The sequence below is a fragment of the Nocardia aobensis NBRC 100429 genome, assembly GCF_000308375.1.
GTDB classification, from domain to species: Bacteria; Actinomycetota; Actinomycetes; order Mycobacteriales; family Mycobacteriaceae; genus Nocardia; species Nocardia aobensis.
In genome coordinates this window covers 15955-28049 of sequence record NZ_BAFQ01000073.1, presented here as the reverse complement: position 1 = coordinate 28049, position 12095 = coordinate 15955, and the positions used below count along the sequence as shown (strand labels likewise).

General features: G+C 69.7%; 12 protein-coding genes. 2 read left to right on the top strand and 10 right to left on the bottom strand.

What is annotated here, in order from left to right:
- Positions 1 to 17: 17 nt before the first annotated feature.
- A complete protein-coding gene (locus RJ03_RS09925; protein ID WP_036500511.1) occupies positions 18 to 494 on the top strand; it encodes a hypothetical protein in 477 nt (158 codons plus the stop codon).
- A gap of 2 nt (positions 495 to 496) precedes the next feature.
- Here the strand turns inward: RJ03_RS09925 and hisH are convergent, their stop codons facing one another.
- The 6 genes from hisH to RJ03_RS09895 form a co-directional block, all read right to left on the bottom strand.
- Entirely contained in the window at positions 497 to 1126 is a 630-nt protein-coding gene (gene hisH, locus RJ03_RS09920; protein WP_036500510.1) for an imidazole glycerol phosphate synthase subunit HisH, read from the bottom strand.
- On the bottom strand, positions 1123 to 1755 hold the full coding sequence (gene hisB / locus RJ03_RS09915) for an imidazoleglycerol-phosphate dehydratase HisB (RefSeq protein WP_174372284.1): 633 nt from the start codon (positions 1753 to 1755) through the stop codon (positions 1123 to 1125). The genes hisH and hisB overlap by 4 nt, the downstream gene beginning before the upstream one ends.
- Positions 1752 to 2885 carry a histidinol-phosphate transaminase gene (locus RJ03_RS09910; protein WP_036500508.1) on the bottom strand — a complete coding sequence of 378 codons (1134 nt, stop codon included), beginning with the start codon at positions 2883 to 2885 and terminating at the stop codon, positions 1752 to 1754. The genes hisB and RJ03_RS09910 overlap by 4 nt, the downstream gene beginning before the upstream one ends.
- On the bottom strand, positions 2882 to 4219 hold the full coding sequence (gene hisD / locus RJ03_RS09905; RefSeq protein WP_036500505.1) for a histidinol dehydrogenase: 1338 nt from the start codon (positions 4217 to 4219) through the stop codon (positions 2882 to 2884). The genes RJ03_RS09910 and hisD overlap by 4 nt, the downstream gene beginning before the upstream one ends.
- Before the next feature lie 163 nt (positions 4220 to 4382).
- The gene (locus tag RJ03_RS09900) at positions 4383 to 4670 is read right to left on the bottom strand and encodes a putative quinol monooxygenase (protein WP_036500589.1); all 288 of its coding nucleotides are present in this window, start codon (positions 4668 to 4670) and stop codon (positions 4383 to 4385) included.
- 29 nt (positions 4671 to 4699) lie between these two features.
- Complete coding sequence (locus RJ03_RS09895; RefSeq protein WP_036500502.1) at positions 4700 to 5734, bottom strand: aldo/keto reductase; 1035 nt, start codon at positions 5732 to 5734, stop codon at positions 4700 to 4702.
- Between the two features lie 143 nt (positions 5735 to 5877).
- Between RJ03_RS09895 and RJ03_RS09890 the strand changes: the two genes are divergently transcribed.
- Complete coding sequence (locus RJ03_RS09890; protein ID WP_036500499.1) at positions 5878 to 6729, top strand: helix-turn-helix transcriptional regulator; 852 nt, start codon at positions 5878 to 5880, stop codon at positions 6727 to 6729.
- A gap of 126 nt (positions 6730 to 6855) precedes the next feature.
- Here the strand turns inward: RJ03_RS09890 and RJ03_RS09885 are convergent, their stop codons facing one another.
- The 4 genes from RJ03_RS09885 to RJ03_RS09870 all read right to left on the bottom strand — a co-directional run bounded on the left by RJ03_RS09885 (position 6856) and on the right by RJ03_RS09870 (position 12069).
- Positions 6856 to 7461 carry a maleylpyruvate isomerase family mycothiol-dependent enzyme gene (locus RJ03_RS09885; protein ID WP_036500497.1) on the bottom strand — a complete coding sequence of 202 codons (606 nt, stop codon included), beginning with the start codon at positions 7459 to 7461 and terminating at the stop codon, positions 6856 to 6858.
- A 93-nt stretch (positions 7462 to 7554) separates the two neighbouring features.
- Complete coding sequence (locus RJ03_RS09880; protein WP_036500495.1) at positions 7555 to 9120, bottom strand: serine/threonine-protein kinase; 1566 nt, start codon at positions 9118 to 9120, stop codon at positions 7555 to 7557.
- Between the two features lie 230 nt (positions 9121 to 9350).
- Complete coding sequence (locus tag RJ03_RS09875) at positions 9351 to 11120, bottom strand: penicillin-binding transpeptidase domain-containing protein (protein ID WP_036500587.1); 1770 nt, start codon at positions 11118 to 11120, stop codon at positions 9351 to 9353.
- Positions 11121 to 11202: 82 nt separating this feature from the next.
- Entirely contained in the window at positions 11203 to 12069 is an 867-nt protein-coding gene (locus RJ03_RS09870) for an arylamine N-acetyltransferase family protein (RefSeq protein WP_036500494.1), read from the bottom strand.
- Positions 12070 to 12095: the final 26 nt, after the last annotated feature.

The following is a 12095-nucleotide window of genomic DNA, read 5'->3' as shown; positions in this document are numbered from 1 at the left end:
GAAGAGGACCTTCATCCATGTCGCGGATCACGTTGCGGCCCATCATGTTCGCGTTGTCATGCGGGGCGGCCGGCGCCGCGACGCTCGTGCCACCCACGGCGACGGCAACCCCCGCCGACCCGATTCAATTGGCCGCCTGCGATTTCGGGCGCCAGTTCACCACCTACGACTGGGCCGGTTACGACGACTACGACCGACGGGTCCTGGAGTTGTCCACCGGCGAGTTCCACGACCAGTTCGCCGCGTCGGCGCCCGATCGGCGCGCACACGTGACCTCGGTGCACGTCCGCTCCGAGGCCAACTCGGTGGAATGCCGCACCGATGTGGCCGACCCCGAACATTCGCAGGTCGTGGTGACCGTGGACCGGTCCGAACGCAGCGATGCCACACTCGGCCTGCCCCGGCCCGAACGGTCCCAGCTGCGGGTGTTCCTCGACAACGTCGACGGCCGCTGGCTCGCGGGCCGGGTCGACACGCTGGCGCCGCAGACGTAGTCCTACAGCGAGCCGACCCAGTTGCGCAGCAGCTGCGCACCGGCGTCGCCGGACTTCTCCGGGTGGAACTGGGTGGCGCACAGCGGCCCGTTCTCCACCGCGGCGAGGAACGGCCCGCCGTGTTCGGCCCAGATCAGCTTCGCCGGGGCGATGGTGCCGTTGTCGTCCCATTCCCACTTCTGCGCCGCGTAGGAGTGCACGAAGTAGAAGCGCGTCTCGGGATCCATCCCGGCGAACAGCACGCTGTCGGCGGGAGCCTGCACGGTGTTCCAGCCCATGTGCGGAAGTACCTGCGCCGGAAGCCGTTCCACCGTGCCCGGCCACTGGCCGCAGCCCTCGGACTCGACCCCGAATTCGACTCCACGCTCGAACATGATCTGCATGCCCACGCAGATGCCGAGCACCGGCCGGCCCCCGGCGAGGCGGGTGCCGATGATCCGCTCGCCGCGCACCTGCGTCAGACCTGCCATACACGCGGCGAACGCGCCGACGCCCGGCACGACCAGACCATCGGCGTCGAGCGCGGCCTTCGGATCGGCGGTGACGGTCACCTCCGCGCCGGTGCGAGCCAGCGCGCGCGCCGCGGAATGCAGATTGCCGGAGCCGTAGTCCAGCAGCACAACCGATTTCACAGCGTTCCCTTCGTGGACGGCACACCGGTGACCCGGGGGTCCGGTTCGACGGCGGCGCGCAGAGCCCGTGCGACGGCCTTGAACTCGGCCTCGGTGATGTGGTGCTGGTCGCGGCCGTACAGCACCCGCACGTGCAGTGCGATGCGGGCGTTGAGGGCGATCGACTCGAAGACGTGCCGGTTCAGCACCGTGGAATACGACGCACCGGGACCGGCGCTGGGGATCACGGTGTGCAGCAGCCGCTCCGGCTCGCCGTCGTGCACGCAGTACGGCCGCCCCGACACGTCGACGGCGGCGTGGGCGAGGGTTTCGTCCATCGGGATGTAGCAGTCACCGAAGCGGCGGATGCCCTTCTTGTCCCCCAGCGCCTCGCCGAGCGCCTGTCCGATGACGATGGCGGTGTCCTCGACGGTGTGATGCGCCTCGATCTCGATATCGCCCTTGGCCTGCACGGTCAGATCGAAGCTGCCGTGCTGGCCGAAGGCGGTGAGCATGTGGTCGTAGAACGGGACGCCGGTGGAGATGTCGGTCCGGCCGGTGCCGTCGAGGTTCAATTCGACCACGATGCTGGATTCGCGGGTGGTGCGTTCCACCCGGGCGGTTCGATTCATACTCGCTTCCGTGCTCATCGGGAGATCACCTCGGTGGCCACCAACTTCTCGCTCACCCGCAGGAATTCGTCGTTCTCCGCGGCCAATCCGATGGTGGTGCGCAGATAGCCGGGAATGCCGACGTCGCGAATCAGCACGCCCTCGTCCAGATAACGCTGCCAGGTGCGCGGCGCGTCGGCGAAGTAGCCGAACAACAGGAAGTTCGCGTCCGAGGTGACCACCTCGAAACCCATGTCCCGCAACCCCTCCGCCACTCGTTCCCGCTGCGCGGCGAGTTCGGCGACACTGGCCAGAGTTTCGTCGGCATGGCGCAGCGCGGCGCGAGCGGCGGCCTGGGTGACCACCGACAGGTGGTAGGGCAGCCGCACCAGCAGCATCGCCTCGATCACCGCGGGCGCGGCGACCAGATAGCCGAGCCGCCCGCCGGCGAAGGCGAAGGCCTTGCTCATGGTGCGGCTGACCACCAGCTTCGCCGGATACCGGTCGATGAGCCCGAGTGCGCTGGGTGCGGCGGAGAACTCGCCGTACGCCTCGTCGACCACCACGATGCCCGGCGCCGCCTCGAGCAGACGCTCCAGATCGGCGAGGGCGATGGAATGCCCGGTCGGATTGTTCGGGCTGGTCACGAACACCACATCGGGGCGGCGGTCGGCGATCACCGCGGCCGCGTAGTCGATGTCGAGGGAGAAGTCGCTGTTGCGCTTGGCCTCGATCCATTCGGTGTCGATGCCCTCGGAGATGATCGGGTGCATCGAATACGAGGGCACGAAGCCGAGGGCGCTGCGGCCGGGCCCGCCGAAGGCCTGCAGCAGCTGCTGCAGAATCTCGTTGGATCCGTTGGCCGCCCACACGTTCGCGGTCTGCACGGTGACTCCGGTCTGGCGGGTCAGGTACGCGGCCAGATCGGTGCGCAGCGCCACCGCGTCCCGGTCGGGATAACGGTGCAGGTCGGCGGCGGCGGCCCGAATGGATTCGGCCACGTCGTCGATCAGCGCCCGGCTCGGCGGATGCGGATTCTCATTCGTGTTCAGCTGCACCGGCACCGCCAATTGCGGTGCGCCGTACGGGCTCTTGCCGCGCAGGTTCTCGCGCAGCGGCAGATCGTCGAGGGTCGCCGCGGCGCCCGGGACATCGGCGGTCGCGGTCATGACAGGGCCTCGAAACGCACCTGCACGGCCTGGCCGTGGGCCGGCAGATCCTCGGCGTTGGCCAGGGAAACGACGTGGCCGGCAACGTCTTTCAGCGCGGCTTCGCTGTATTCGACGACGTGGATACCGCGCAGGAAGGTCTGCACGCTCAGCCCCGAGGAGTGGCGGGCGCACCCGGCGGTGGGCAGGACGTGATTCGATCCGGCGCAGTAGTCGCCGAGGCTCACCGGCGACCACGCGCCGACGAACACCGCACCCGCGCTGCGGACCCGCCCGGCGACCGCGGCCGCGTCGGCGGTCTGGATCTCGAGGTGTTCGGCGGCGTAGGCGTTGACCACCCGCAGCCCCTGCTCGATATCGTCGACGAGCACGACACCGGACTGCTTGCCGGACAACGCCTCCGACACCCGCTCCCGGTGCTTGACCACCTCGAGCTGGGTCGTGACCGCGGCGTCGACCGCATCGGCCAGCGCCACACTGTCGGTGACCAGCACACTCGCGGCGAGCACATCGTGTTCGGCCTGCGAGATCAGATCGGCGGCCACATGTGCCGGATCGGCGGTGGCGTCGGCGAGGATCGCGATCTCGGTGGGACCGGCCTCGGCGTCGATGCCGACCAGGCCGCGGCACAGTCGCTTGGCGGCGGTGACGTAGATGTTGCCCGGACCGGTGATCATGTCGACGGGGGCGAGCTGCGCGCCGTCGGTGTCGGTGCCGCCGTAGGACAGCAAGGCGACCGCCTGGGCACCGCCGACCGCCCACACCTCCTCGACGCCGAGCAGTTTCGCCGCGGCGAGAATCGTCGGATGCGGCAGTCCGCCGAACTGGGCCTGCGGCGGCGAGGCCACCACCAGCGAGTCCACGCCCGCGGCCTGCGCGGGGACGACGTTCATGACGACACTGGACGGGTAGACGGCATTACCGCCGGGCACGTAGAGCCCGACCCGCTCGACCGGCACCCAGCGTTCGGTGACGGTGCCGCCGGGCACGACCTCGGTGGTGGTGTCGGTGCGGCGCTGATCGGCGTGCACCTTGCGGGTGCGTTCGATGGCCACCTCGAGCGCCGCCCGCACGGCAGGCGCCAGCTCGGCGAGGGCCTTGTCGAGTTCGGCGGACGGGACGCGCACGCTCGCCGGGGTGATGCCGTCGAACTTCGCGCTGAACTCCTGCGCGGCCTCGACCCCGCGATCACGGATCGCCTCCACCACCGGCCGCACATGATGCAGCACCGAGTCCACGTCCACTCCCCCGCGCGGCAGCGCCGCGCGCAGTTCGGCAGCGGAGGGCGTACGTCCGCGCAGATCCACGCGGGCGAGCTCGATGCGGCTAGTCATAGCGGTGTGAAATCCTTGTCTGTCCGGCCGGTCTGTGCTGGTCATCACATCGAAGCGAATGCTCCGGACCGCCTACCAGCCTATCGGGTCGGCGCCAGTCGATATCCGCCGCCCGAGCCGGACGCGGCGTCACGCTCCCGCGTCCGGCCCGGGGCGCGACGGCTCATTCCGGCACCAGGCGGGACACCGTCATAGGCGTGGCGAGAATCAGGTCCAGGACCTCGGCGATATGACGGAAGTGCGGGGTCACGAAATGAGCCTCGAGCGCGTCGGGCCCGTGCCAGCGCTCCATCACCACCATGCGAGCCGGATCGTTGGGGTCGGCGTAGGGCCGGTAGTCCAGGCATCCGGGTTCGGCGAGCGACGGTTCGATCATCGCCTCCAGGGCTGTGCGCAACCGATCCTCCTGGCCGGGGCGGGCGTGCAGTTCGGCGACGACGTGCAGGACCACGGTGTTCTCCTTCGATGGTTCGGACGGATTCACGGGCGGACCGGACCGGTACCGGCCCCGGTGGCGACCAGTGCGGCGGTGATCTCGGCCTGGTCGGCGGCGGTGAGCACGAGTTCACGAGCGCCGGCCCATCCGTCGATCTGTGCCGGTGTCCGGGCGCCGACGATCGCCCCGGTGATGCCGGGCCAGCCCGTGACCCAGGCCAGCGCCACCTCCGCCACCCCGACGCCGCGCCGGGCGGCGATCGGGCGCAGCGCGTCGACGAAGGCGAGGTTGACGGGCAGGTCGGTGGTGAACTCGGCGTAGCCGCGGCGCCAGTCGTCGGCGGCGAGCACGCGGTCGGCGGTGAACGCACCGGTGAGCAGGCCCGACTGCAGCGGCGAATAGGCGATCACACCGGTGTCGTGCGCGGCCGCCCACGCGATCTCCGGTGCCGCGGCGCGGTTGAGCGCCGAGAACGGTGGCTGGATCGCGTCGACGTGTGCGATGGATTCGGCGATACCCAGTTGCCGCACATCGTGATTGGACAGCCCGATGGCACGCACCTTGCCCTCCTTGCGCAGGTCCGCCATCACCTGCCAGTACTCCTCGAGCGGTGTCGCGTCGCCGGTCGGCTCGCCCTCGGCGCCGTAGACGAAGCGGGCACCGGTATCGGGCCAGTGCACCTGGTACAGGTCGATATGGTCGGTGCCGAGGCGGCGCAGCGAATTCTCCAGTTCGCGGCGGACGGACTCCGGTCGCATCACCCGCAGCGGCGGCCCGTTCGGATCGTCGCCCTCTTCCCAGATCAGGCCGGCCTTCGTGAAGATGTACGGCCGATCCCGCTCCGGGATGCCGGCCAGGGCGCGGCCGACGAGTTCCTCGGCGTGACCGAGCCCGTAGGCGGCCGCGGTGTCGATCCAGTTGAGTCCGGCGCCGACGGCGTGCCGGATCGCGCCGACCGAATCGGTGTCGTCGGTGCTGCCCCACGAGTACTGCCAGCCGGGGCCGGAGATCACCCAGGTGCCCAAACCCAAGGGGGTGATGTCCATTCCGGTGCTGCCGAAGCGGCGGGTGGTGCTCATCGATGTGTCTCCTTCGCTCGCGCCGCCCCGGTGGCGGCGCCGCTTTTCGAGAGTCGTCGGCGGTGGCGCCGGCTACCAGTGCGTGCCGAGCCTGGGCATGCCGTGACCAGACTCGACGGCGCCGGACGCGCGATACTGGCCGCATGAGCCTGGATCGACGCGCCGAACTCGGAGAATTCCTGCGCTCGCGCCGCGCCCGTCTGCGTCCGGAGGAGGTGGGTCTGGTCGAGCACGGCACCCGCCGCCGGGTGCCGGGACTGCGCCGCGAGGAACTGGCGCTGCTGGCCGGAGTGAGCGTGGATCACTATGTGCGCCTGGAACAGGGCCGCACCCTGCACTTTTCGGAATCGGTGCTGGATGCGGTGGCGCGGGCGTTACGACTCGACCCGCTCGAACGCGACCACCTGTACCGGCTGGCACGACCGTGGTCGGGTACCGAACCCGTTGCCGCACAACGGGTACGGCCCGGGTTGCGCCGACTGCTCGAGACCGCCGACGTGCCCGCCTACATCGTCGGCCGCGGGACCGACGTGCTGGCCTGGAACCGCACGGCCGCCGCGCTGATCACCGACTTCGGTGCGTTGCCGCCCGGGCAGCGCAATCTGGCGCGGCTGGTGTTCTTCGACGAGGGAATGCGCGAGCTGTACGAGGACTGGCCCGGCAAGGCCGCCGACGTCGTCGCCTATCTACGGCTGGACGCCGCCCGCAATCCCGGCGACGACCGCATCGCGGCGCTGATCGACGAACTGCGGCGGCGTGATCCGGATTTCGAGCGGCTGTGGTCGCGCCATGCGCTGAAGGACAAGACTCACGGCCGCTACGTCTACCGGCATCCGGTGGTCGGGCGACTCGACCTGGGCTTCGAAACGCTGCGACTGCCCGACGACCCCGATCAGGCGTTGATCGTCCACACAGTAGAGCCCGATTCGCCGAGCGCGACCGCGCTCCGCCTACTCGCCGACTGGACCGCCGACACCGAAACCACTACGCGATAGCGGCTTTCGCGTCCCAGCTCGCTTCGGCCCGACACTGTTCTCGCCGACGTACGGCCCGCGACGGTAGCCGGGCCCGCACCCAGGCGGCAGGGCTACCGTCGTGAAGTTCCGGTCGCGGTGGCGCGATCACACTCCGTGGCGCCGGCGCAGTGTCTCCATACCCTCACCGGTGAGGTCTTCCAGGGCGGCGGGGCGGCCCACCGCGGCCAGCGCCAGCGCCTCGCCCGGCCCGCGGACTTCCGGGCCGGTGCCGGCGGACCACTCCACGTCGGTGGCGACGAACCGCAGGCCGCGGGTGTATCCGCGCGGGCCGGCGAACGGGTCGGGATGGCGCAGCACCGCGACCAGGCGGTCGGCCGGGATGGTACGGGGGCGGCCGAGGGGACGGCGGATGTCCTGCTGATGCACCAGGATGTCGGCCAGGCCCAGGCTCGGCCACGTGCCGGTGATGCGCTGTCCGGAGTTCTCGAATCGCTCGATGAGCTGCGCCGTGGTGAGGTCCCGAGCCCGGTCGACGAGACCGTTGTTGACGCGGTCGGTGTTCAGCCGGTAGCCGAGGGCGAAGCGCGCGTAGCCCAGCAGGGACATCTCGTCGTAGAGCAGGTGCCCCACCACATCACGTACCCGCCACCCCGCACACAGCGAGGGCGCCTCCCATTCGTCTTCGCTCAGATCACGCAGCAGCGTAATCAGTTCGGCCCGTTCGTCGTTCAGCAGCTGCCGAGTGCTCACGGCCCGAGACTACCGGGGGCATAGCGGTCGCGACAGCTACCGCGGACGGATCGACGCCTCCGCCCGTGGGCGGAGGCACCGGGTGCAGCCGGATCAGTGCGTATCGCTGTCGATCAGCAGCTTCCCGCTGCTGCCCACCACGACGCGCAGTTCGATCGACTTGTTCTGGCCACCGTAGGTGATGCTGGCGACCGACATATCCACCGAGCCATCGGAATTGGCGCTGCTGCCGCCCCCGCGTGCGCCCTCGATGGTGTTGTACGCGGTGATCTGGTTCTGCTTCCAGTAGGTCGCGAACGCCTGCTGACTGCCGTACACCTGCTGGGCCGCGGGAGTGAGCAGATTCCATGCGGTGCCGGTGTTCTGGTCGACGAGGGCGTCGTAGAAGTTCTGGATGACACCGGCCGCCGAACCGACGTCCGTCTTACCGGCGCTCTTGGTCTGGCCCACGGCCGCGACGCTCTGCGTCGAGGTACCCGCCTGCGCGGTGGCGGTCGCCGCCGGCGAATTCGCCTGCGAACCGGGCGATTCCGTCTTCGCGCCGCCGAACATCAGATACAGCGCCGCGGCGACGATCACCAGACCGGCGGCGAAACCACCGGCGAACACCCACGGTTTCGCGTTGCGGGTGGGTGCCGGCGCGACGGCGGGCACCGGATTGGAGCGGGTGGGATGCGCGGCGGCCGCGGCGGGCCGCACCGGCTGCATCTCCGGTTCGGACAGTACCGCCGCGGTGGCCATCATCTCCGCGGTGGAGATATCCGCCTGTGCCGCACGGCGATCCAGGGTGCGCGTGGCCTGGCGGCGCGCGCCCCCGCGGTGGGTGGCCAGCATCCGGGTCGATTCGGCATCGGCGGCCTGATCCGCGAAATCGGCCAGCTGATCGCGCACGTCGGTCATGCTCGGCCGGTCCTCCGGCTCGAAGCTGAGCAGATCCAGCAGCAGATCGGTGAGCGGGCCGGCGTTGCGCGGCTGGCTCAGCTGACCGTTGGCCGCGGCGTACAGCAGCGCCAGGGGATTCGGATTGGTGCCGTAGGGCGGTTCGCCCTCGAGTGCGTGGAAAAGCGTTGCGCCCAGGGCGAAGACGTCGGCGGCCGGGCTGGGTTCAGCGCCGCGGGCGACCTCGGGGGCCAAATAGGCCGCCGTGCCGGAGATCAGGCCGGTGGCGGTGAGGTTGACATCTCCCTTGGCCTTGGAGATACCGAAGTCGGTGATCTTCACGGTGCCGTTGTCGCCGAGCAATACGTTGCCGGGCTTGATGTCTCGGTGCACGATGCCCGCGCGATGGGCGGCCACCAGCGCCGAGGCGACCTGCTCGCCGATGCGCGCCACCTGCGGCAGCGGCAGCGTCCCCTGCGAGGACAGCACCACGGCGAGGCTCTGCGACGGCAGATACTCCATGATCAGGCAGGGATCACCCTCGTGCTCGGTGATGTCGAAGACCACGATCGCATTGGGGTGCTGGAAGCGTGCCGCGTTGCGGGCCTCCCGAGACGCGCGCTGACGCACGATCTCTTTCTCACCCGGCGGCAGACTGGGCTGGGTGAGGATCTGCTTGATCGCGACCGACCGTTCGAGTCGTTCGTCGACGGCACGCCAGACGACGCCTGTGCCGCCGCTACCAATCCGCTCGACCAGGCGGTAATGCCCTGCGATCACTTGGCCGGTTTCGATGGCACTACTCCGAGTTTCTCCGCGATCCGTGACTTACCGCGCGCGGGGTCATGTCCCGCGCGTGTTCCCGGACGAGTGTAGCGGGCCTGACGGGCCGCTTTGACGCCGGAGCGAGATCTATGCGGAATATGTGTGACCACCATGCGATGCGGTCGAGATCAGTTCGCTATACAGCGAGAGTATGTGTGACGAAGTTCACTCCACTGGGCGGCGGGCTACTGCTGATTCCGAAGGAAACGTCCGGCCGCCTCGACCGCCGGCGTCGAGCTCCCGGCATCGCCGACGAACACCGCCAGCGCCAGGTCACCGTCGATGCCGACGAACCAGCCGTGCGCGTGCGTGTCGTCGATGTATTCGGCCGTGCCGGTCTTGCCGAGCATGCCCGGAATGTCGGCGAGGCTGGTGGCCGTGCCGCTCGTAATGGTCTCGCGCATCATGGATTTCACCTGATCCAGCACCGGCGCGGGCACGGGATCCGGGGTCCGGTCCGCCTTTCCGGGGGATCCCGCCACGACGGTGGGCGCCGGCACCGAACCGCGGGCGACGGTCGCGGCGACCAACGCCATGCCGAACGGCGACGCGGTCACCCGGCCCTGGCCGATCCCCTCCTCGACCCGCAGCGCGGAAGTGTCTGCGGTGGGCACCTTTCCGGTCACCGTGGTCATGCCGGGGGCGGTGAAATCCACACCGAGGCCGAGCTGAGCGGCCGCGCGGGTCAGCCCGTCGGGCGGCAGGTTCACCGCGAGCCGTCCCATCGTGGTGTTGCAGGACCGTGCGAACGCGGTGTGCAGGGGCACGGTGCCGAGATCGAAGTGGTTGTCGTTGGGAATCTGCCGGCCCTCGATGTTCTCGGTTCCGGGGCAGGCGACCATGGTGTCGGCGGTGACCTGCCCGGCCTGCAACGCGGCCGACACCGTGACCGTCTTGAAGGTCGAACCCGGTGGGTACAGCCCGGTGAGCGCGATCGGGCCCTGGGCGTCGGCGGGCGCGTTCTGCCCCACGGCGAGTACGTCACCGGTGGACGGTCGCAGCACCACCATCGCGGCCGGAGTGGGGATCGGCGCGAGCGCGGCCTCGGCACGCCGCAGCATCCCGGTGTCGAGCGTGGTCCTGATATCGGCGACGGGTTTCGGATCCTGTCCGCCCACCGTATGGGCGCCGTCGGTGCCCTGCGCGCGCACCGCCCAGCCGGCCGCGGCGTCGGTGCTGTGCTGCCACAGGTCGCTCACCCCGGACAGGGCCGGGGAGGTCAGTGCCTTGTCGACGGTGAGCAGCCGGGTCTGCGGCGCCAGCGTCACATTCGGCAACGCGGCGAGCCGATCCTGCACGGGGGCGAGATCGCCGGCTCGCAGCGCGATCGCGGTGACGGGTTTGCCCTGGGCCTTGTCCATGTCCTGGCGCAGGCTCGCCGCGGAGATACTCGGGTCGATCGGACCGAGCACGGCCGCAACGGCATTCGGGTCGGCGCCGGGCGCCAACTGGACCAGGGTGACGACCTGCTGGGTCATCAATTCCGCGCCGTCGCGGTCGAGCACGCGCGCGGCCGGCTGCGGGGCGACGGTGTCGTAGGACAGCGGCCCGGTCTCGAGGCCGGGCGCCACGGTGGCCGGATTCCATCGGACCTTCCAGTCGTCCCCGGATTCGTCGGCCGTCCCGGCGGTGGTGTAGGTCCACTGATTTCCGGCCGCGCCGAAGGTCCACGTGGTGGCCAGGTCGAACGTCGCGTGGTGGTCGGACCGATGTACGGAACGCACGTCGACACGGACCTTCTTGCCGAGACTGTCGAAGAGGGCGCCGAGGGTGGTCGTCGCCTGTGCCGGATCGCTCGTGACGGCGGCCGCGGCGGCGGGATCGCCGTGGCTCAACGCATCGGCGAAGGTGTGCACACTGCGGTCGAGCCGATCGGCGGAACTGTCTCCGGAACACGCGGCGGCAGCGAGAATCGGGGCGGCGAGCAGGGCGAACAACTTCGATCCGGTGCGCACGCGGCCGACCCTACCGCCGCGAGCCGCCGCGGCGGGGTAATCGGCCGTCGCGCGCGGGCCGCCGGTCAGCGCACAGCCGTCGTCAGTGTGGCAGCCAGACCCCTGCCGCCAGTTTCGCCGCATCGGCGTCGGCGAGTTCGATATCGAATTCGGCCGCCAGGATCTTCGGCAGATCGGCCGGCGGCAGGTCGCGGCTGTGCGCGGTGCCGTCCGGATATTCGGTGATCCAGGTGGTGTTGTCGACGATGTCGTGCCGGTCCGGCCGGAACCGCTGCACATACGGCCGGGTCACGAACGGTGAACGCGGAAATGTGGAGACGAAGTGATTGCCGACCGCGTAATCGATGCGGTACTGCGGATTCATGGTGAAGCTGTAGCGATCGATCCAACCGTCGCGGGCGAAGTGGTGCAGCACCCACAGCTGCGAATCGAGTTCGCCGCGTGTGCGTTCCAGCCGGAATCGCCAGTCACCGGCGCGCACCTCCCCGACATCGGGATTCAGTTCGAGCGGGGCGAGCGGCCCGGAACCGAAACCGACATCGCACAGCCACACCCGCTCGTCGTCGGCGGTGGTCACACGCAGCAACGCGTGCGTCGCCGGGCGGATCTCACCGCGCGCGCCCATACTCACCCGTCCGTGTAATCCGGTGACGCCGAAGCCGATCCGCTCCAGTGCGGCAGCGAACAGGCCCACGTTCTCGTAGCAGTAGCCGCCACGCCGGGATCGGACGAGCTTGTCCTGCAACGACGGAAGGTCCAGCAGCACCGGGCGTTTCAGCACCGGCTCGATGTTCTCGAACGGGATGGTGGTGGTGTGCGCGTACTGCAGCGCGCGCAGGGTGTCGAGCGTCGGCGCCGGCTCTCCGGTGAAGCCGATGCGGGCGAGATACGCCGGCAGATCCAGTGCCGCGCCGTCCCAGTTCGAGACCGGGGCCGGATTTTCCGTCATGACTTCTCCTGTCTTGTCACCGTCGT

Excerpts from the sequence above, each read along its gene's own strand:
- RJ03_RS09925 (WP_036500511.1), top strand. The coding sequence starts at position 18 with ATGTCGCGGATCACGTTGCGGCCCATCATGTTCGCGTTGTCATGCGGG.
- hisB (WP_174372284.1), bottom strand. The coding sequence starts at position 1,755 with ATGAGCACGGAAGCGAGTATGAATCGAACCGCCCGGGTGGAACGCACC.
- RJ03_RS09910 (WP_036500508.1), bottom strand. The coding sequence starts at position 2,885 with ATGACCGCGACCGCCGATGTCCCGGGCGCCGCGGCGACCCTCGACGAT.
- hisD (WP_036500505.1), bottom strand. The coding sequence starts at position 4,219 with ATGACTAGCCGCATCGAGCTCGCCCGCGTGGATCTGCGCGGACGTACG.
- RJ03_RS09895 (WP_036500502.1), bottom strand. The coding sequence starts at position 5,734 with ATGAGCACCACCCGCCGCTTCGGCAGCACCGGAATGGACATCACCCCC.
- RJ03_RS09890 (WP_036500499.1), top strand. The coding sequence starts at position 5,878 with ATGAGCCTGGATCGACGCGCCGAACTCGGAGAATTCCTGCGCTCGCGC.
- RJ03_RS09870 (WP_036500494.1), bottom strand. The coding sequence starts at position 12,069 with ATGACGGAAAATCCGGCCCCGGTCTCGAACTGGGACGGCGCGGCACTG.